Here is a 21671-nt window from a genome sequence, read left to right as displayed (position 1 = left end):
CGACTATGGATACCCTGGTACTTTTGCAACACTATTGGTGGCTGATTATCTCCCTGCTGGGGGCACTGCTTGTATTCCTGCTCTTCGTACAGGGCGGGCAGGGGCTGCTCTACGACATCGGCAAGACCGAAGAGGAACGTAACATGCTGGTCAACTCGCTGGGCCGCAAATGGGAATTCACCTTCACGACGCTCGTAACCTTCGGCGGCGCATTCTTCGCCTCGTTCCCGTTGTTCTACTCCACGTCGTTCGGCGGCGCGTTCTATGTATGGATGGCGATCCTGCTGGTCTTCGTCATCCAGGCCGTGGCCTACGAATACCGCCGCAAACCGGGCAACGTCTTCGGCGAAAAGACATTCAACGTATTTCTGATGATCAACGGCATCGCCGGCCCGCTGCTGCTGGGCACGGCCGTCGGAACACTTTTCACGGGCGCGAACTTTACGGTCGACCGCCTCAACCTGGCCAACGGCGCCGGAAGCGGCAGCGCAACGGTGATCTCGCAGTGGACAACCCCGTGGCACGGACTGGAAGCGCTTACGGATGTCTCGAACGTCTTTCTGGGCATTGCCGTGACATTCCTCGCCGCAACGCTGGCCTGCCAGTATTTCATGAATAACATCGACGACAAGACCATCCTCGAACGTGCCCGCCAGCGGATGATCCCCGCAGCAGTCTGTTTCGTGCTCTTCTTCGTAGCGTGGCTCGGCATGCTGCTCTTCGCCGACGGCCGGGCGGTCGATGCCGCAGGCCGGATCTCCATCGAGCCGTACAAGTACCTGCATAACTTCATCGAGATGCCTTACCTCGCCGTGGTGCTGCTCCTCGGCGTGGTGGCGGTACTGTGGAGCATCGGACTGGGCTGGCGCGGCCGGCGCAACGCCATCTGGTTCGGCGGTGCGGGTACGGTACTGACGGTACTGGCGCTGCTGCTCTGCGCCGGATGGAACGAAACGGCCTATTACCCGTCGCTGGCCGACATGCAGTCGTCGCTGACGATTTACAACTCCTCGTCGAGCCTCTTCACGCTCAAGGTGATGTCGATCGTCTCGCTGCTGATCCCCTTCGTCGCAGCCTACATCTGGTACGCATGGCGGGCGATGAACCGCAAGCCGATCACCCGCGAAGAGATCCGCGGGGACGACCACCAATACTAATACCGACTGCCTCCGACCGTATGAAATATAGTATAATATTACTCCCGCTTGTATTCTGCAGTTGCGGTTCCCGTCCGGGAAAAGCAACTGCAGAACTGCAGGCCACGCCCCCGGCAGCCCAAAGTCCGCAACCGACAGACCGCCCCGCCACGGCAAAAGACGCAGGCCGGCAGACCTGCCCCGTCTCGGTAGAAGATACGGTTCGCCGCCAGCTCGGCGGCAAACTGTTCTTCTCCGAATTTTCCAACTTCAACCCGGCCGACTCGATAACCGTTATCGAAACTCATTACCGCAAGGCGGAAGGAAAGGAACTCTACCGCGAATACCGGTTTATCACCCACAACCGGAACAGTCCCGCCCACAGGTTCTTCGAGAGCCGTTACCTCGATTCGGTCTACATGTCTTATTTAAACGACCCAAGCTATCGCGATTTTTATGACCAGATGCTGCCCGACTCTGTAAAATCTGAATACATCGCCCCGGAAATCCGGAATTTCAACGGCTATTGGGTCAATCTGAAGGAATACAAGGGTGATTATTACCTCGATGACGACTGGTCATGGCACATTTCGTTCCACATTGCTGACAGCGTCAAAACAGATCTCTATATGGACGGGCCCTATCCCCGGAAAATCAGGACGGCAACAATGCTTCCCCAGGGCGGCATATTGCTCCACTACCACAGGGCCGATTCGCTGCACTCCTACAAGTACGACTCGCTGCATATCGAGGCCGTCGACATCCAAAGGGGCGTCTACCGGCTTTCGGGCGAAAGCGACTATTTCGCGGCTCCGGCGCAAGCCGTACACAATTTCGAGATCATCCAGTACGCCAACAGCACGGGAGATATATTTTAAACCGGCACGAACAATGATTTCCCACATATTGATAAAAGGGAAAGCCTTTTCAGGCTTTCCCTTTTATTCAAGCATCTCCGCCAGCTATTCCGCGTTCTCGCCGAACGGGTACTGGTTCTGGTGCACGTCCTCGAAACGCATCCCCTTTTCGTAGGTCTTCATGGCGCGGCGGCTCATACCCATCGACGCGAAACCGCCGTCATGGTAGAGGTTCTGCATCGTCACTTTGCGCGTAAGATCCGAGAAAAGCGTCAGCACATAGTCCGCGCAGTCGGTAGCCGAGGCATTGCCCAGCGGCGACATGTTCTCGGCGAAATTCATCAGGTCGCCCATCCCCAGCACGCCGCTTCCGGCCGTGGTCGGCGTCGGCGACTGCGACACGGTGTTGATGCGCACGTGCTTCTCACGGCCGTAGATATACCCGAAACTGCGGGCGATCGACTCCAGCAACGCCTTGGCATCGGCCATGTCGTTATAACCGTAGAGCGTACGCTGTGCCGCGATATACGAGAGCGCCACGATCGACCCCCAGTCGTTGATGGCGTCCTTCTTGCGGGCCACCTGGATCGCCTTGTGGAACGAGATCGCCGAAATGTCGAGCGTCTTGGAGAGGTAATCGTAATCCAGGTCGTCGTAGGTGCGCCCCTTGCGGACGTTGGGCGACATGCCGATCGAGTGGAGCATGAAGTCGAACTTGCCCCCGAAATGTTCCATCGTCTTGTCGATTAGGTTTTCCAGGTCTTCGACGCTCGTAGCGTCGGCCGGGACGACGATCGTATTGCATTTTTCAGCCAGCTGGCCGATTGTACCCATGCGAATAGATACGGCAGTATTCGTAAGGACGATTTCGGCCCCTTCTTCAACGGCGCGTTCCGCCACTTTCCATGCGATCGACTGCTCGTTGAGTGCTCCGAAAATAAGGCCCTTCTTGCCTTTCAATAAATTGTATGCCATCCTATTTAGATTAAAAATTCGGGCAAATATAACAAAAATATTTGAAACGGGCGAACCGCTGTCCCTGCAAACCGCGGCAAACGGCATGTCCCCGAACCAAAACGCGGGTTGTAAATCACGGTTTTTTCACGTTTTACACATTTTTCGGCTTTTTATCGTACCTTTGTGCCGAATAAAACATGCACATGACCATTACAGACGATTTCAGCGCCCTGGGGCTTTCCGAGCAGATGCTCGCCGCAGTCCGCGCCAAGGGATTCGAGACGCCCACCGCAATCCAGAAGCTCACCATCCCCCACCTGCTCACAAAACCCAACGACATCATCGCGCAATCGCAGACCGGCACGGGCAAAACCGCAGCCTACGGACTGCCGATACTCCAGACCCTCGAACCCGCCCGCGGGCCGATACAGGCCATCATCCTCGTACCGACACGCGAACTCGCACTCCAGGCGGCCGAAGAACTGCTCTCCTACAACCGCGAAAAACGACTCTCGATCACGGCCATCTACGGCGGTGCGGCGATGAGCGAACAGCTGCGTCGCCTTGCCAAAGGCATCGACATCGTCGTCGGGACACCGGGGCGCGTGCTCGACCACATCCGCCGCGGCACGATGAAACTGGAAAACGTCCGTTACCTCGTGCTCGACGAAGCCGACGAGATGCTCAACATGGGCTTCGTCGAGGACGTCGAAGAGATCATGAGCCACACCAGCGACGAGCGGCGCGTGCTGCTCTTCTCGGCGACGATGCCCGAACGCATCATCCGGCTTTCGAAAACCTACATGCGCGACACGGAGATCGTGCGCGTGGAACACAAGCAGATCACGGCCGACCTCACGGAACAAATCTATTTCGAGGTACGCGAGGCCGACAAGTTCGACGCCCTGACCCGCATCATCGACGTCGAACCCGAATTCTACGGCATCATCTTCGCCCGCACCAAGATCGGCGCCGACGAAACCGCCTCGCGCCTGACGGCGCGCGGCTACGCAGCCGAAGTGCTGCACGGCGACGTGTCGCAGGCGCAGCGCGAGAAGATACTCCGCAAATTCCGCGACCGCACGATCAATATCCTGGTGGCTACCGACGTGGCCGCCCGGGGCATCGACGTGGGCAACCTGACCCACGTCATCAACTACTCGCTGCCGCAGGACTCGGAGAGCTACGTGCACCGCATCGGCCGCACGGGCCGCGCCGGCAAGCAGGGAACGGCCATCACGTTCGTCTCGCCCTCGGAGTTCCGCGGCCTGAATAACCTGATGCGCGACATCAAGGTCGAGATCAAACGCGAAACCCTCCCCTCGCCGCAGGACATCGTAGAGATGAAACGGCTGAAGATCAAGGAGGAGATGCAGGAGATCGTCGAAAACGAAAGCTACGACGGGTACAAGGAATTCGCCGAAGAGTTGCTCGCCGAATACACCCCCGACATAGCCCTGGGTGCGCTGCTGCGCCTGGCGTTCCGCAGCGAACTCGACCAGAACAACTACCCCGAAATACGCTCCTTCTCGGTCGACCGCAAGGGTACGGCGCGGCTGTTCCTGGCCGTGGGCAAACGCGACGGCTACACGGCACGCAAGCTGGTCGACATGCTCAAATTCAAATGCGGCCTGCGCGACAAATATATCAACGACGTCCAGATTTCGGACAACTTCTCGTTCGTGAGCGTCCCGTTCCGCGATGCCGAGGAGGTCGTCCGCAAACTCAACCGGCTGAACCGCGGCCGCCGGCCGATGGCCGAGATCGCCCGCGACGGGGAAAACGGGGCGCAGGAAGCCCCGGTTCGCAAGCCCCGCCGCACAAAAACCGAGGATTACCAGACCGCCGGGCAGACATACGCCCCGGCACCGAAAAAGCCGACGCGGAACGTGAAGCCGGCAACGCCCGTCCCGGCAACCCCGACGGCGTACGACCCGGCGCCCGCCCACGACGAAACGGTACACGCAGAACCCTCACACGACCAAACGGCATATGACCCAACGTCATCGCCGCGCCGGAAGCTGAAAACCAAGACCCCACCCCACCCGGACATCCCCGATTTCAGCAAGATGTCGAACGAAGGTTTCGACTGGTCGGCATTTATGAAATTCGACGAAGGCACGGCATGGGGACGCGACGAGAATGGCAAAGGCAAGGGCAAAGCGACCAAAAGCGTACGCAAGACCCCGAAAAAGACAGTCACAGCCGCCCAGCGGGTTGCCGCCAAAGGCAGGAAACGGAAATAGGAAACAATAGAATTGAAATAATCGCAATAAAAAAGACCCGGTTTTGGGTCTTTTTTATTCTCAATCTCTCTTAGCCTGTTTAATAGCCTATTACAACGGGGCAAATTTCGCTCTATCCCTTTTGATTTAGATAAGAAAGTAGGTCTTAACATGCTGGATGATAAAGTATAATACCTGTTTGCGATGCATGTTGTCTTTTAAGATAGATTAACTGCTTTAAGTCTATCCTATTCTCTATTACCATAATTATATCTTGATAATCCATCAGGATTATATTTGAGTTTTCTCTTCTTATACATTCGTCTGCAAACCCTGAAATAGATATAAACAAGCCAAGTGTTGTTGTTAATTTATCTTTAACTTTACCACTAAACGCATGCAATGCTGATTTTGGCATGGCTTTAGCCTCCCATTTTGCCTCAATTAGATAATCTTGGTTATCATGAGTAAACGCACCGTCAATTTGCTCTCCACTAATTTTATAGGAACATTTCGGGTCTAAATCAAATAAATTAAATAAGGAGTTCAGGAATTGTTCAAATTCATATCCGCGTTTTTGTGGACTTGCCGATGACGCAGACATTCGATTAAAGTCTATTTTTAATTTTTCTAATTCTGATTGAAAAAATTGAGCTTTCTGTATTTTATTTTGGTATGTTATCTTCCGGGTTTCTGCTTCCTTTTGTTCTTCAATAATAGCAAAATAACCTTTTGTATGTAGTCTTAGCGCTTCAACACTTTCCTGGGCTTTTTTTATCTTTTTATCTGCGTCTTCCCATTTCTTTAAATGCGAAAAATCAGACATATCGGATACTGCTTTAAGTAATAATAACAAATCTTCTTCATATATGTCCAATCGATTTGACATTCTATTTACAATGTCATTTGCTATTTCTCGTTTATATTTGGTCATGTCTAAAGTAGATACAAACGATTTATTATTGATTGTATGATTAACAAACATTTTAAGATCGTTTTTTATCCAATAAATATTAGTTAATGCCTCTTTGAGGGCTATTAATGCAGAACCGGATATTTTATGAGAATTAGCCATTAGAAAATCTTTTGACAAAAATATATAAAATCTAATATTCCATCAATCTAAAATGCAAGAAGTTATTTACATTTTACGATTTATCATTTTTTTTATATCTTTGCTCCTGCGAACATTATTTTCAAAAAACCTTTTCACTGGATTCTCAATACGGGAAACCACGAAAAAAGTATGCGCAGAGCCGTTGGGGAGCAATCCCGCGAACGGCACCTGTATTGAGCCCGTAAAAAGGTGAAGATAGTGTTCGCAGCTGCGCACACTTTTTTTTGTATTATGCGAACACTATCTTCCGTCCGTACCCCGGTACAGACACGCCGCAAGGCCAGCCGCAAGCGGTTTCCGCCGTGCAACCTCCCGATCCGTCTCCATTTCCACCCGCCCGATTAGCAAACGACTGCTAACCAAACCTTTATTCTCTTTGTTGTGCCCCGTTGCACGATAAGGACAGCCCTTTTTATGCCCATCGTATCCGCTGCCACAGGCAGCGGCAGGCCGAAGCCTCCCCCGGCGGAGGTCTGCAAACACGCTGCGCATGTTTTCAAACCCCGCAGGCTTCGTCTGCAATCTTAAAATCAAACAAAATGGAACCGAATCAAAACCCCGCGCAGGAACAGCCTGTGCAACCCATAGTCCCCCAAACCACGCGGGCCGCGCAACAGCCGGACATCGAACAGATCGTCGCTCCCGCCATGGAACCGGCACAGCCCGCCGCGCAATCTGCCGCGCAACCCGCACCGCAACCGCAACCGCAACCCGGGCGCCCCGACGAACTGCTCTACGACCCCAACGAAGCGGCGCAGATGATCCGCCACCTGACGGACGGCTATTTCGACCCGGAATACGTCCTGCTTTTCGGAAAGCTGACCGGCGGCACGCCCCACAGCGATGCCGTGGCCTACGACCTGCTGATGGTCGTGCGCGAAACGCCGGAATACGACTGGATTCGGGCAAAACGCATCCTGCGGTACAGGATGCCGTACCGCTACCGGAAGGTCTCCTACATCAATCCCTATATCCTGCCGTTGAACTATGTCGAATCGCATCGGACGCCGTTCCTCTACTTTGCCCATGCCGAGGGTGAACTATTGCATTGCAGCGACCACTATCTGTTTCGCCGCCCGAAGCACCCGATCGACTTTGCCAAAGCCCATGCCGACGCCAAATTCCATTTCGACACGTTCCGCACGCTCGGCAACGACCTGCTCGAACAGGCGCAGGATGCGTTTGCCGGGGGCCGCAACGTGCGGCTGGCGGCACAGTTCTCGGCGCAGGCGATCGTCTATTTCTACCACACGCTCTACTATGTCTATCACGGTATGGAATTCGACATCCATGATCCGGTCGTGATGCACGACCGGATGCGGACGCTTTCGACAAAACTAATGCTGGTATTCGACGACAACCATATCGAAAACATTTTCACGTTGCCATGCCTGAAACAGGTGCTGTTAAAAACGCCTTACAGCGCCGAGTTCTACATGGCTCCGCAGGAATTGGAGATGCACATGGGGCGTGTTCAAAAGGCTGCCGAAATAATCGAAAACTACTGCGGCCTGCGGCTGGAACTCTATAAAGAACTGGGCACGCAATAGGCCACCCCGACACCTGAATAAGACAAGAGGGGCTGATGGCCCCTCTTGCTGTCGATTCTTCATACATTCGGCGGAAAGAGAGGGATTCGAACCCCCGGAGCCTTGCAGCTCAACGGTTTTCAAGACCGCCGCAATCGACCACTCTGCCATCTTTCCGGGGACAAAAGTAGCACGGTTTTTCCATTCTGCCAAATCTTCACCCCGATTATTTTCCGCCCGGGCGGAGCCGGACTTCAAATTAAGGACATTATTTTTGACTTTTAGGAAAATTCCATATCTTTGTCAACAAGTTAGGTAAGGTCGCAACTTTTCACACATTATAGAACATGAACAAAGCGCAGCTGGTCGAGGCGGTAGCCCTCGACGCTAACATCTCGAAAGTCGACGCGCGCAAAGCGGTCGATGCCATCATCCGCGTGACCGTACACAGTCTCCGGCAGGGTGAGCGCCTTACCCTCACCGGGCTCGGGACATTCAGCGTGCAGCAGAAATCCGCACGTATGGGCCGCAATCCGCGCACGGGCGCCCCGGTGAAGATCCCGCCGCGCAAGGCCATCAAGTTCCGCCCCACGGCCGAGATCGAGTAATTTCCACTGCGTTTTTTAACTTTTTTCACACATGCCAGAAATCTCACAACGCGCCGAGCTGATGCCGGCTTCACCCATACGCAAACTCGTCCCGCTGGCCGAAGCCGCCCGGGCACGCGGCACCAAGATCTACCACCTGAACATCGGCCAGCCCGACCTGCCGTCGCCGCAGACCGGGCTCGACGCCCTGAAAAAAATCGACCGTACGGTGCTCGAATACAGCCCCAGCGACGGGTACCGCTCGCTGCGCGAGAAACTGGTAGGTTACTACGAACAGTTCCAGATCAAGCTCTCGCCCGACGACATCATCGTCACGACGGGCGGTTCCGAGGCCGTGTTGTTCGCTTTCATGTCGTGCCTCAACCCCGGCGACGAGATCATCGTCCCCGAGCCGGCCTACGCCAATTACATGGCCTTCGCCATCTCCGCGGGGGCCGTGATACGCCCCGTGGTATCGTCGATCGAGCAGGGATTCGCACTGCCCGATGTCGCGGAATTCGAAAAGCTCATCAACGACCGCACGCGCGGCATCCTGATCTGCAACCCCAACAACCCCACGGGGTACCTTTACACACGCAAGGAGATGAACCGCATCCGCGACCTGGTCAAAAAATACGACCTGTTCCTCTTCTCCGATGAGGTCTACCGCGAATTCATCTACACCGGGTCGCCCTACATATCGGCCTGCCATCTCGAAGGCATCGAGCAAAACGTGGTGCTGATCGACTCGGTGTCGAAACGCTACTCGGAATGCGGAATCCGTATCGGGGCGCTCATCACCAAGAACCGGACGCTGCGTAACGCCGTGATGAAATTCTGCCAGGCACGCCTCTCGCCCCCGCTGATCGGACAGATCGTCGCCGAGGCTTCGATCGACGCGCCGCGATCGTACAGCACCGAAGTCTACGAGGAGTATATCGAACGACGCAAATGCCTGATCGACGGGCTGAACCGCCTACCGGGCGTATACTCGCCGATCCCGATGGGCGCCTTCTATACCGTGGCACGGCTGCCGGTAGAGGACAGCGACGATTTCTGCGCATGGTGTCTCTCCGACTTCGACTACGAAGGCGAAACCGTTATGCTCGCCCCCGCATCGGGCTTCTACTCCGATCCGGCATGCGGCCGCAACGAAGTCCGCATCGCCTACGTGCTCAAGAAGGAAGACCTCGAACGGGCGTTGGTCGTACTGGGCAAGGCGCTCGAAGCATATAACAACCGGAAATAGCCAGACCGGCAATCTCGGACACGCAGTGCGGCACGGATAATGCCGCACTTTTTCTTGGAAGCCGGAGAGTCCGGCCATACCCGGCGTTTCGGCCAATCCTATACTATATAGGTCAATTTTCAGGAATTTTAGACCAAAAAATTTGGGCGGCAAAGATAGTTTTCATACTTTTGCCTCGATTTTTACACGCCGCAACGGGCGTATAGTATAAACCAAACCAATACGTTATGAAAAAACTTTTCCTTCTTCTGGCCACCGCTGCCGTCACCTCGGGAGCATACGCCGAAGGATATCAAGTGAACAACCTCTCTTCGAAGCAGAACGGTATGGGACACGTGGGTACGGCCATGAAGCTCAATTCCGAGTCGATCTGGTTCAATCCCGCCGCCGCCTCGTTTCAGGACTCCCGATTCGACATCTCGGTCGGCATCACCGGCATCGCTTCGAAGGCCACCTATACGTCGCTCCCCGACTATACGGGCAAGACCAAGCCGCAGCACTACACCTCGGACAACAGCATAGCGACCCCGCTTTACGCCTATTTCAACTACAAACCCCTCGACTGGATGTCGGTCGGCCTGGCTTTCAATACGCCGTTCGGCTCCTCGATGGACTGGGGCGACAACTGGCCGGGGGCGCAACTCGTCCAGTCGATCAACCTCCAGGCCTACAATCTCCAGCCGACCGTCTCGTTCAAACTCTGCGAGCACCTCTCCATCGGCGGCGGTCTGATGATGACCTGGGGCAAGTTCGACCTTTCGCGCTCGCTGCTGCCTATCGGCGCCGACAATCCGCAGAACAAAGCGCTCATGGGCGCATTGCAAATGCTCAACCCGCAAATGCCCAACCTCTTCGAAATGGCCGGAGACAAAAACCTGATATCGCTGGGGCTCGAAGGCAAAGCCAAAATGGCCGTCGGAGTAAACCTCGGTGTGATGTGGGACATCAACGAACAGTGGTCGCTGGGCTTTACCTACCGTTCGAAACTCAAAATGAAGGTGGATTCGGGTTCGATCGACCTGCGTATGATCGACAATACCCAAATCGCCCAGGTCATCGGACAGCTCCTGCCCCAGCTGGGTCTCGACCCCGCCAAGCTCACGTCGGCCGTCGTGAAGACCGAGCTGCCCCTGCCGGCATCGCTGACGTGGGGTGTCAGCTTCCGTCCCGTCCCGAAGTGGGAGTTCGCCGTCGACCTGCAATATGTGCTCTGGAGTGCCTACGACAAACTCGACGTCAAGATTCTCGAACCCGGCAGCAACACCCCCGTACTGAACATCCCGGTCAGCGATAAAAAATACTCCAACACGCTGGCGTTCCGTTTCGGCGGCCAGTACCACGCACTCGACTGGCTGACCGCCCGTATGGGTATGTACGTGGATGAAAGCCCCGTGCGCAGCGACTATCTCAATCCCGAGACGCCCTCGATGACCAAGCTCGCCTATACGGCCGGCGTCACCTTCCGCCCGATCAAATGGATGAATATCGACATCGCATACGGCTATGTCAATTCGGCCGATCCCGAACGTACGGGCTCCTATCCCTACACCAATTCGGTACTGGGCATCGTGAACGAAAAACTGGCGGCAGCAGGCGTTCCCGAAAGCCAGCTCACCAATCCGGTCACCGATTTTTCGGGTAATTACACCGCCCGGGCCCACACATTTTCGATCGGCGTAGGGTTCAGTTTCTAAAACCGGGAAAAATTATTATATTTGCGGTGCGCTTTGCAGAAAAGTGCGCCGCAATTTTTATCCGGCCTCATAGTTCAAGGGATAGAACGAGGGTTTCCTAAACCCTAAATTCGCGTTCGAGTCGCGGTGAGGCTACGAAAAGGGAAAGGTTCCGGCCTTTTCCTTTTTTCGTTCCGCCCGGGCGGGAGCGGTTTAAATCTCCTGCCGGAAAAGGGAACATCCGACAATTTACATTATCTTTGCCGCACATATAAAGCCAGTTTATGGAGTCACTCAAAGAATTATATAAGATCGGCAACGGCCCGTCGAGCAGCCACACGATGGGGCCAAAAAAGGCTGCCGAACGTTTTGCCGAACGTAGTCGCGACGTCGATTCATACCGTGTGACACTCTACGGATCGCTTGCCGCCACGGGCAAGGGACACCTCACCGACGTGGCGATCCTTTCAGTGCTGGAGCCCATCGCCCCGACCCAGATCGTCTGGGAGCCGAAGACCGTGCTGCCTTTTCATCCCAACGGCATGTTGTTCGAGGGGCTGAAAGCCGGCAAGGTCGCCGACAGTTGGACGATATACAGCATCGGCGGGGGTACCCTGGCGAACGAGAGTTCGCGCCTGGAGATACCCGCCAGCATCTATCCGCTGACGACGATCTCGGAAATCAAGAACTGGTGCTACCGCGAAGGCAAAACCTATTGGGAATATGTCAACGACTGCGAAGGCCCCGAAATATGGGATTACCTCGACCGGATATGGACGGTGATGTGCGAAACGATCCAGCGCGGCCTGAACAACGACGGCGTACTGCCGGGAGGGCTCAAGGTCGCCCGCAAGGCGAGCACCTACTGGGTCAAGTCGAAGAGCTACACCGACTCGCTGAAATCCCGCGCCCAAATCTACGCCTACGCCCTGGCGACCTCCGAAGAGAATGCATCCGGCGGCATCGTCGTAACCGCCCCCACATGCGGGTCGTGCGGCGTGGTTCCGGCAGTGCTCTACCACCTGGCCAATTCGCGCAACTTCCTGCGCATCCGCATCCTGCGCGCCCTGGCTACGGCGGGACTGTTCGGCAACGTGGCCAAAACCAACGCTTCGATCTCCGGCGCCGAGGTCGGCTGCCAGGGCGAGGTCGGCGTGGCATGTGCCATGGCCGCCGCCGCGGCATGCCAGCTTTTCGGCGGCACCCCTTCGCAGATCGAATATGCCGCGGAGATGGGGCTCGAACACCACCTGGGGCTCACCTGCGACCCCGTATGCGGATTGGTGCAGGTGCCCTGCATCGAACGCAATGCGATTGCGGCAGCCCGGGCTTTCGATGCCAACGCCTACGCCACGCTCTCCGACGGCTCGCACATGGTGAGCTTCGACCGGGTCGTGGAGGTGATGAACGAAACCGGGCATAACCTCCCGAGCCTCTACCGGGAAACCTCCGAAGGGGGTCTCGCCAGGCGCTATAACGGCAAGAAATAATCCGGACAGGATTCTTACGGCGGGGAACCGTGTTTTTTTGTGCTCCGGGATTTTTCGCAATTCGGAACAGGGAATCTTCCAAAAATCAGACCGATAAGCATCCGGATAGCGAATGACCTCCGACCGCTCGTGTTCATGCCCTTTGAACGGCTGCACGGCTGTCTTTTGCACAGTCGCCCTGCGCTCTGTCCAGTCGCCGCGTGCGCCGGAATCCGCGTATTCATAGCTTTAGCTCCGCTCCGTAGCACCATCGTAATTGTGGGCTTCCTCCCGGCGTGCCACAAGCCGTCCCCCGGAATCGTAGACACAGGCGGCTTCTACTCCGGGTTCCCGTAGAACCGCATCGGTTCGAGCCAACCGTCCGGCGGCATCGTCTAAAAATTCGGTCGACCGCCCCACCTGCCGCATCACCCTCGTATTCGAGTTCCTGCGCGGCGATCCGGGCTACGGCACCATAAGTCAGCGATGCCGGCCTCCCTGCCTGCGCATCCCCTCCATACAGAAACACCGTATCCGTCCGAAAAAAGTACGGTTGGCAATGCCGCCGGGAGTGCGAACTATTTCGACTCCAGCTAACCATCGGGACAATGACGGTTGAAGATAATCGAGAATCCGGTCAAAATAAAAAGAAGCCGTTCCCCAGGGAACGGCTTCTTTCGAATCGTATATGCAGCCTCGGATTTACTGCGCCTGCTGGAGCGATTCCAGCTCGGCTTTCGAACCGACCACAAGGTTGTCGTAATCGCGCAGGCCCGTACCGCCGGGAATCAGGTGACCGCAGATAACATTTTCCTTGAGGTTTTCCAGCGGATCGACCTTGGCCTGGATCGCAGCCTCGTTGAGCACCTTGGTGGTCTCCTGGAACGAAGCCGCCGAGATGAAGCTCGAAGTCTGCAACGCGGCGCGGGTAATACCCTGCAACACCTGCGTCGAAGTAGCGGGCACAATGTCGCGCACCTGCACGGGTTTCTGGTCACGGCGCTTGAGGCTCGAATTCTCGTCGCGCAGCTTACGCAGCGAAACGATCTGCCCGGGCTGGAGCGACGTCGAATCGCCCGCATCGGTGACGACCACCTTGTCGTAAAGTTCGTCGTTCACATCCATGAACTCCCACTTGTCGACGACCTGGTCTTCGAAGAACCGGGTATCGCCCGGATCCTCGATCTTCACCTTGTTCATCATCTGGCGGACGATGACCTCGAAATGCTTGTCGTTGATCTTCACACCCTGCATGCGGTATACCTCCTGCACCTCGTTGACGATGTACTCCTGCACCTTCGTCGGGCCGAGGATATTGAGGATGTCGCTCGGGGTGATCGCACCGTCGGACAGCGGGCTGCCGGCCTTCACGTAGTCGTTCTCCTGCACGATGATCTGACGCGACAGGGGCACGAGGTAACGCTTCACGTCACCCTGCTTCGAGGTGATGATGATCTCGCGGTTACCGCGCTTGATCTTGCCGAACGATACCTCGCCGTCGATTTCCGACACGATTGCCGGGTTCGACGGGTTACGGGCTTCGAACAGCTCGGTCACACGCGGCAGACCACCGGTGATGTCACCGCCCGACTTGCCGACGGCACGCGGAATCTTGATCAGGATATCGCCGGCCTTGATCTTGGCGTTGTCCTTCACGACGACGTGCGCCGAAACGGGCAGGTTGTATTGCTTGACCTCCTCGCCCTCCTTGTTTACGATCTTGATGACGGGGTTCTTGGTCTTGTCCTTCGACTCGATGACCACCTTCTCCGAAAGGCCGGTCTGTTCGTCACGCTCCTCACGGTAGGTAATACCCTCGACGACGCTGTCGTAAACGGCCTTACCTTCGTATTCGGAGATGATAACGGCATTGTACGGATCCCATTCGCAGATCAGGTCGCCCTTCTTGACCTCGGCACCGTCCGCCATGAAAAGCGTCGCGCCGTAGGGCAGGTTGTGCGTATAGAGTACGATCTCGGTCTTCGGGTCAACGATGCGGAATTCCGACTGGCGCGAAATGACGATGTTGATCGCCTCGCCGGCGGCATTCTTGCCCTTCACGGTACGCAGCTCGTCGATCTCCAGACGGCCTTCGTATTTCGAAACGACATTGGTCTCGACCGCCGAGCCACCGGCCACACCACCGACGTGGAACGTACGGAGGGTAAGCTGCGTACCCGGCTCGCCGATCGACTGCGCCGCGATGACACCCACGACTTCGCCCTTCTGCACCATGCGTGCGGTAGCCAGGTTGCGGCCGTAGCACTTCGCGCATACGCCCCGGCGTGCCTCGCAGGTCAGCACCGAGCGGATCTCCACCGATTCGAGCGGCGATTTCTCGATCGCCTCGGCAATCGCCTCGGTGATCTCCTCGCCTGCCTTGCAGATGACCTCGCCCGTCAGCGGATGGATCACATCGTTCAGGGCGACACGGCCCAGAATACGATCGTAGAGGGTCTGCACGACGTCGTCGTTGCGCTTGATGGCCGTAGCAGTCAAGCCGCGGAGCGTACCGCAGTCCTCCTCGTTGATGATCACGTCCTGTGCGACGTCAACCAGACGGCGCGTCAGATAACCGGCGTCGGCCGTCTTCAGTGCGGTATCGGCAAGACCCTTACGGGCACCGTGCGTCGAGATGAAATACTCGAGCACCGAAAGCCCCTCCTTGAAGTTCGAGAGGATCGGGTTCTCGATGACCTGCTGGCCACCCTCGACACCCGACTTCTGCGGCTTGGCCATAAGGCCACGCATACCGCTCAGCTGACGGATCTGCTCCTTCGAACCGCGGGCGCCCGAGTCAAGCATCATGTATACCGGGTTGAAACCGTCGTCGTCCTTGATCAGCGTGTCGATCACTACCTTCGTCAGCTTGGTATTGATGTTCGTCCAAACGTCGATGATCTGGTTGTAACGCTCGTTGTTGGTGATAAGACCCATGTTGTAGTCCTCCATGATGGCGTCCGAACGCTCGTAACCTTCCTGTACGAGTTTCTCCTTGGCGTCGGGGATAATCACGGCGTCGAGGTTGAACGACAGGCCGCCGCGGAATGCCATGCGGTAACCCATGTCCTTGATATCGTCGAGGAACGCTGCCACCTTGTCGGCACCGGCCTTCTTCATCACCACCGCGATGATGTCGCGCAGCGAACGCTTCGTGAGGATCTCGTTGATGTAACCCACCTCCTTGGGTACCACCTGGTTGAAGAGGATTCGGCCGATGGTCGTCTCCTTCAGCTCGCGTACCGGGTTGCCGTCCGCGTCGATATCGTCCACCATACACTTCACAATGGCGTGCAGGTCGGCCTGGCCTTCGTTGTAGGCGATGATCGCCTCCTCGGGGCCATAGAATGCGCGGCCCTCGCCCTTGACACCCTTGCGGGGTTTGGTAATGTAGTAGAGGCCGAGTACCATGTCCTGCGACGGCACGGTGATGGGTGCGCCGTTGGCGGGGTTAAGGACGTTGTGCGAACCGAGCATCAGCAGCTGTGCCTCCAGGATGGCGGCATTGCCCAGGGGCAGGTGCACGGCCATCTGGTCGCCATCGAAGTCGGCGTTGAACGCCGTACATGCCAGCGGGTGGAGCTGCATTGCCTTGCCCTCGATCAGCTTGGGCTGGAAAGCCTGGATACCGAGGCGGTGCAGCGTCGGGGCACGGTTCATCAGCACGGGGTGTCCCTTTATGACATTCTCCAGAATGCCCCAGATCACGGGGTCTTTCCGGTCGATGATCTTCTTTGCGGATTTCACCGTCTTCACGATTCCGCGCTCGATGAGCTTGCGGATCACGAACGGCTTGTAAAGTTCGGCCGCCATGTCCTTCGGAATACCCATCTCGTGCATCTTCAACTCGGGGCCGACGACGATGACCGAACGCGCCGAGTAGTCGACACGCTTACCCAAAAGGTTCTGGCGGAAACGTCCCTGCTTGCCTTTCAGCGAGTCGGAGAGCGACTTGAGCGGACGGTTCGACTCGTTCTTCACGGCATTGCTCTTGCGCGAGTTGTCGAACAGCGAATCCACGGCTTCCTGCAACATACGCTTCTCGTTGCGCAGGATCACCTCCGGCGCCTTGATCTCGATCAGGCGCTTCAGACGGTTGTTACGGATGATGACACGACGGTAGAGGTCGTTCAGGTCGGACGTGGCGAAACGTCCGCCGTCCAGCGGCACCAGCGGGCGCAACTCGGGCGGGATCACCGGAATGACGTTCAGCACCATCCATTCGGGCTTGTTCTTGCCCTCCGACGCACGGAACGACTCGATGACGTTCAGGCACTTGAGCGCTTCGCTCTTACGCTGCTGCGACGTTTCGGTCGAAGCCTTGTGGCGCAGTGCATAGGACATCGTGTCGAGGTCGACCTGCTTGAGCAGCGTATAGACCGCCTCGGCGCCCATCTGTGCGACGAACTTGTTGGGGTCGCTGTCGTCGAGCGCCTGGTTGCCCTTGGGCAGGGCGGCCAGCACGTCGAGGTACTCCTTCTCCGAAAGCGTTGCCAGACGTTCGATGCCCTGCTCGGCAGCGGCACCGGCGTTGATCACGACATAACGCTCGTAGTAGATGATAGCCTCCAGTTTCTTCGACGGGATACCCAGCAGGTAGCCGATCTTCGACGGCAGCGAACGGAAATACCAGATATGAACCACCGGTACGACCAGCGAAATGTGGCCCATGCGTTCGCGGCGCACCTTCTTCTCGGTCACCTCCACACCGCAGCGGTCGCAGACGATCCCCTTGTAGCGGATGCGCTTGTATTTGCCGCAATGGCATTCGTAGTCCTTGACAGGGCCGAAGATACGCTCGCAGAACAGACCGTCGCGCTCGGGCTTGTAGGTACGGTAGTTAATGGTTTCGGGCTTGAGCACCTCGCCGCTCGACTGTGCCAGGATCTCCTCGGGGGAGGCCAGGCCTATCGAAATCTGGCTGTAACCATTATTCGTCTTATTGTCTTTGGAAATTGACATATTTGTTCTTCGTTTTTCTTATCCTAAATACACCTTACTCGAGTTTGACCGACAGGGCCAGGCCGCGCAACTCGTGCAGCAGCACGTTCATGGCCTCGGGAATACCCGGTTTGGGCAGGTTCTCGCCCTTGACGATCGCCTCGTAAGCCTTGGCACGTCCCATCACGTCGTCGGACTTGATGGTCAGAATCTCCTGCAGGATATTCGCGGCGCCGAAGCCTTCGAGCGCCCAAACCTCCATCTCACCGAAACGCTGTCCACCGAACTGGGCCTTACCGCCGAGCGGCTGCTGCGTGATGAGCGAGTAGGGGCCGATCGAACGGGCGTGCATCTTGTCGTCGATCATATGGCCCAGTTTGAGCATGTAGATCACGCCCACCGTAGCCGGCTGGTCGAACTTCTCGCCGGTGCCGCCGTCGTAGAGGTACGTACGGCCGCTGTGCGGGATACTCGCCTTGGCGGTGTACTCGTTGATCTGGTCGAGCGAGGCACCGTCGAAGATCGGCGTTGCGAACTTCAAGCCCAACTCGCGGCCGGCCCATCCGAGCACGGTCTCGTAGATCTGTCCCAGGTTCATTCGCGAAGGCACACCCAGCGGGTTCAGGCAGATGTCGACGATCGTACCGTCCTCGAGGAACGGCATGTCCTCGTCGCGCACGATACGGGCGACGATACCCTTGTTACCGTGGCGGCCGGCCATCTTGTCACCCACCTTCAGCTTACGCTTCTTGGCGATGTAGACCTTGGCCATCTGGATAACGCCGGTCTGCGGGAGTTCGTCACCGTTGGTGATGTTGTACTTCTCGCGTTTGATGACGGCATCGGCCTTCTTCCACTCGATGGTATAATTATTAATGGTAGCCTCGATCAACGCATCGGTATGGGCATCGCCCGTCCACTTGCACGAACCGAGGTTCAGGTAACCCATCACCACACCCGTCTTCTCGTCGGTCGACTTGCGGGCGATCTCCTCGAGCAGTTTCTGCGAGAACTTCGTGCCTGCGGGATAGAGTTCCACGCCGAAGTAGTCGGTGATACCCGTCGTGGCCTTGCCCTGGAGCAGCGTCCACAGTTTGGCGACCAGGCGCTTCGTCAGCTCCGAAATCTCGGCTGCGAACTTCTCGTCGAGCTTCTCGAGCTGCGCCTTCTCAGCGCTCTTGCCCTTCTTACCCTCCTTGTTCGCACGGCTGTAAAGCCTCGTGTCGATGACCACGCCGTGCAGCGACGGCTGCGCCTTGAGCGAAGCGTCCTTCACGTCGCCTGCCTTGTCGCCGAAGATGGCGCGCAGCAGTTTCTCCTCGGGCGAGGGGTCGCTCTCGCCCTTGGGGGTGATTTTACCAATCAGGATGTCGCCCGGATGTACGTTGGCACCGATGCGGATGATACCGTTCGCATCGAGGTCTTTGGTGGCGTCCTCGCTTACGTTCGGAATATCCGAGGTCAGTTCCTCGACACCGCGCTTGGTGTCGCGCACCTCCATGATATACTCGTCGACGTGCACCGACGTGAAGATATCCTCACGCTGGATACGCTCCGAGATCACGATGGCATCCTCGAAGTTGTAACCCTTCCAGGGCATGAACGCCACTTTCAGGTTGCGGCCCAGGGCCAGCTCACCGTGTTGCGTCGAGTAACCCTCGGTCAGGATCTGCCCCTTCACGACCTTGTCGCCCGTCAGTACGGCGGGCTTGAGCGTGATGGAGGTATTCTGGTTCGTACGGCGGTAACGCGGAAGTTCGTAGGTCGTGACTTCCGGTTCGAACGAGGCCAATACCTCGTCTTCCGTACGCTCGTATTTGATCTGTATCTTGGTAGCGTCGGCGAAAACGACCTCGCCGTCGCCCTCGGCCACAATCTGGATGCGGCTGTCGGAGATCATATCCTTCTCGATACCCGTGCCGACGATCGGGGCTTCCGATGTTACCAGGGGCACGGCCTGGCGCATCATGTTCGAGCCCATCAACGCACGGTTGGCGTCGTCGTGCTCGAGGAACGGGATGAGGCTGGCCGCAATCGAAGCGATCTGGTTCGGAGCCACGTCCATCAGGTTCACCTCGTCCGCCGTAACCACGGGGAAATCGGCTCCCTGACGCGCCTTGATACGCTCGGGTTGCAGGAAATTGCCCTCGTCGTCGATCGGCATGTTCGACTGCGCCACGATCTTGCCCTCTTCCTCCTCGGCCGAGTAGTAGTGGATGTGCGAGTTGTCCAGGTCGATCCGGCCGTTCTCCACCGTGCGGTAAGGCGTCTCGATGAATCCCATCGGTGAAATCTTCGCATAAACGCACAGCGACGAGATCAGACCGATGTTGGGGCCTTCCGGCGATTCGATCGGGCAGAGGCGGCCGTAGTGCGTGTAGTGTACGTCTCGCACCTCGAAACCGGCACGGTCGCGCGAAAGGCCGCCGGGGCCGAGGGCCGACAGACGGCGTTTGTGCGTAATTTCGGCCAGCGGGTTGATCTGATCCATGAACTGCGAGAGCTGCGACGTCCCGAAGAACGAGTTGATCACCGACGACAGCGTCTTGGCATTGATCAGATCGACCGGAGTGAACACCTCGTTGTCACGTACGTTCATGCGCTCGCGGATCGTACGCGCCATGCGCACGAAGCCCACCGAGAACTGGTTTGACAACTGTTCGCCCACGGTGCGGACACGGCGGTTCGACAGGTGGTCGATATCGTCGACGTCGGCCTTCGAGTTGATCAGCTGGATCAGGTATTTGATGATGGCGATGATGTCCTCGCGCGTCAGCGTGCGGATAGCGGGGTCGATATCCAGATCCAGCTTCTTGTTGATGCGGTAACGGCCCACGTCGCCCAGGTCGTAACGCTTGTCCGAGAAAAACAGCTTCTCGATGACGTCGCGTGCCGTAGCCTCATCGGGCGGCTCCGAAGCGCGCAGCTGCCTGTAAATATATACGACAGCCTCCTTCTCGGAGTTGCAGGGGTCTTTCTGCAGGGTATTGTATATGATCGAGAAATCGATGCCCGAGAGGTTTTCCTTATGCAGGAGGATCGTCTTGGCGCCGCTTTCGAGGATCTGCTCCACGTGCTCCTCCTGGAGGACGGTCTCGCGGTCTACGATCACGTTGTTACGCTCGATGGAAACCACCTCGCCCGTATCCTCATCCACGAAGTCCTCGACCCAAGTCGAAAGGACGCGTGCGGCGAGTTTGCGGCCGACGGCCTTCTTGAGATTGGCCTTCGTGACCTTCACTTCGTCTGCCAGGTCGAAAATCTCGAGGATCTGCTGGTCGGCCTCATAACCGATGGCACGCAGCAGCGTAGTGACGGGCAACTTCTTTTTACGGTCGATGTAGGCATACATCACGTTGTTGATGTCCGTAGCGAACTCTATCCACGAACCCTTGAAGGGGATGATACGCGCCGAATAGAGTTTCGTGCCGTTGGTGTGCATGCTCTGGCCGAAGAACACTCCCGGCGAACGATGCAACTGGGATACGATGACACGCTCCGCACCATTGATGACGAACGTACCGCGTTCTGTCATATAGGGAATCGTACCGAAGTACACGTCCTGAACGACGACGCCGAAATCTTCGTGCTCGTCGTCCGTGCAGTAAAGCTTGAGCTTCGCCTTCAGAGGGACGCTGTACGTAAGGCCGCGCTCGAGGCACTCCTCGATCGAATAACGCGGCGGGTCGATATAGTAGTCGATGAACTCCAGAACGAAATTGTTCCGGGTATCCGTAATGGGGAAATTCTCCTGAAACACCTTGTACAGCCCCTCGCTCTTGCGGTTTTCGGCCGTGGTGTCCATTTGGAAAAAGTCCCGGAATGATTTAAGCTGTACCTCCAGCAGATCCGGATAGGGCACCCGGTTCTTGACTGTCGAAAAGCTAATTCTTTGTTGTGTTTTTGCTGTGGACATCGTAAAATCCAAATT

The 21671-nt window shown here is 56.8% G+C and carries 12 protein-coding genes and 2 tRNA genes; 9 read left to right on the top strand and 5 right to left on the bottom strand.

Annotated features, from left to right (window positions below; translation table 11 throughout):
• Positions 1 to 5 precede the first annotated feature (5 nt).
• Both B3C38_RS02825 and B3C38_RS02820 read left to right on the top strand, forming a co-directional pair.
• On the top strand, positions 6 to 1157 hold the full coding sequence (locus B3C38_RS02825; RefSeq protein ID WP_276793702.1) for a cytochrome d ubiquinol oxidase subunit II: 1152 nt from the start codon (positions 6 to 8) through the stop codon (positions 1155 to 1157).
• 20 nt (positions 1158 to 1177) lie between these two features.
• A complete protein-coding gene (locus tag B3C38_RS02820) occupies positions 1178 to 2014 on the top strand; it encodes a hypothetical protein (protein WP_117508040.1) in 837 nt (278 codons plus the stop codon).
• A gap of 84 nt (positions 2015 to 2098) precedes the next feature.
• Here B3C38_RS02820 and B3C38_RS02815 read toward each other — a convergent pair whose 3' ends face one another.
• Entirely contained in the window at positions 2099 to 2968 is an 870-nt protein-coding gene (locus B3C38_RS02815) for an enoyl-ACP reductase FabI (protein WP_256166557.1), read from the bottom strand.
• Positions 2969 to 3153: 185 nt separating this feature from the next.
• Between B3C38_RS02815 and B3C38_RS02810 the strand changes: the two genes are divergently transcribed.
• Positions 3154 to 5196, top strand: a complete 2043-nt coding sequence (locus B3C38_RS02810; RefSeq protein WP_286725146.1) for a DEAD/DEAH box helicase — start codon at positions 3154 to 3156, stop codon at positions 5194 to 5196.
• Between the two features lie 145 nt (positions 5197 to 5341).
• On the opposite strand, the gene B3C38_RS02805 is transcribed toward B3C38_RS02810, so the two are convergent.
• Positions 5342 to 6250, bottom strand: coding sequence for a restriction endonuclease (locus B3C38_RS02805; RefSeq protein WP_141404890.1), 909 nt, complete (start codon positions 6248 to 6250; stop codon positions 5342 to 5344).
• Positions 6251 to 6831: 581 nt separating this feature from the next.
• Between B3C38_RS02805 and B3C38_RS02800 the strand changes: the two genes are divergently transcribed.
• On the top strand, positions 6832 to 7842 hold the full coding sequence (locus B3C38_RS02800) for a nucleotidyltransferase domain-containing protein (RefSeq protein ID WP_286725144.1): 1011 nt from the start codon (positions 6832 to 6834) through the stop codon (positions 7840 to 7842).
• Between the two features lie 71 nt (positions 7843 to 7913).
• Here B3C38_RS02800 and B3C38_RS02795 read toward each other — a convergent pair.
• Positions 7914 to 7998 (bottom strand) — tRNA-Ser (locus B3C38_RS02795).
• Positions 7999 to 8168: 170 nt separating this feature from the next.
• Here B3C38_RS02795 and B3C38_RS02790 point away from each other — a divergent pair.
• The 5 genes from B3C38_RS02790 to B3C38_RS02770 all read left to right on the top strand — a co-directional run bounded on the left by B3C38_RS02790 (position 8169) and on the right by B3C38_RS02770 (position 12820).
• Positions 8169 to 8429, top strand: a complete 261-nt coding sequence (locus B3C38_RS02790) for an HU family DNA-binding protein (protein WP_117508032.1) — start codon at positions 8169 to 8171, stop codon at positions 8427 to 8429.
• Between the two features lie 31 nt (positions 8430 to 8460).
• Positions 8461 to 9657 carry a pyridoxal phosphate-dependent aminotransferase gene (locus B3C38_RS02785; RefSeq protein ID WP_022333473.1) on the top strand — a complete coding sequence of 399 codons (1197 nt, stop codon included), beginning with the start codon at positions 8461 to 8463 and terminating at the stop codon, positions 9655 to 9657.
• A gap of 227 nt (positions 9658 to 9884) precedes the next feature.
• Positions 9885 to 11351, top strand: coding sequence for an OmpP1/FadL family transporter (locus B3C38_RS02780; protein ID WP_286725137.1), 1467 nt, complete (start codon positions 9885 to 9887; stop codon positions 11349 to 11351).
• Between the two features lie 63 nt (positions 11352 to 11414).
• Positions 11415 to 11486 (top strand) — tRNA-Arg (locus B3C38_RS02775).
• A gap of 128 nt (positions 11487 to 11614) precedes the next feature.
• Complete coding sequence (locus B3C38_RS02770; RefSeq protein ID WP_286725134.1) at positions 11615 to 12820, top strand: L-serine ammonia-lyase, iron-sulfur-dependent, subunit alpha; 1206 nt, start codon at positions 11615 to 11617, stop codon at positions 12818 to 12820.
• A 681-nt stretch (positions 12821 to 13501) separates the two neighbouring features.
• Here B3C38_RS02770 and rpoC read toward each other — a convergent pair.
• Together rpoC and rpoB are read right to left on the bottom strand one after the other, a co-directional pair.
• Entirely contained in the window at positions 13502 to 17761 is a 4260-nt protein-coding gene (rpoC, locus tag B3C38_RS02765) for a DNA-directed RNA polymerase subunit beta' (RefSeq protein ID WP_196012378.1), read from the bottom strand.
• 34 nt (positions 17762 to 17795) lie between these two features.
• Positions 17796 to 21656, bottom strand: coding sequence for a DNA-directed RNA polymerase subunit beta (gene rpoB / locus B3C38_RS02760; RefSeq protein ID WP_117508023.1), 3861 nt, complete (start codon positions 21654 to 21656; stop codon positions 17796 to 17798).
• Positions 21657 to 21671 lie beyond the last annotated feature (15 nt).

Source organism: Alistipes sp. UBA1686 (genome assembly GCF_002320215.1).
Taxonomy (GTDB): Bacteria; Bacteroidota; Bacteroidia; order Bacteroidales; family Rikenellaceae; genus Alistipes; species Alistipes onderdonkii.
This window is presented reverse-complemented; position numbering and strand designations above follow the sequence as displayed.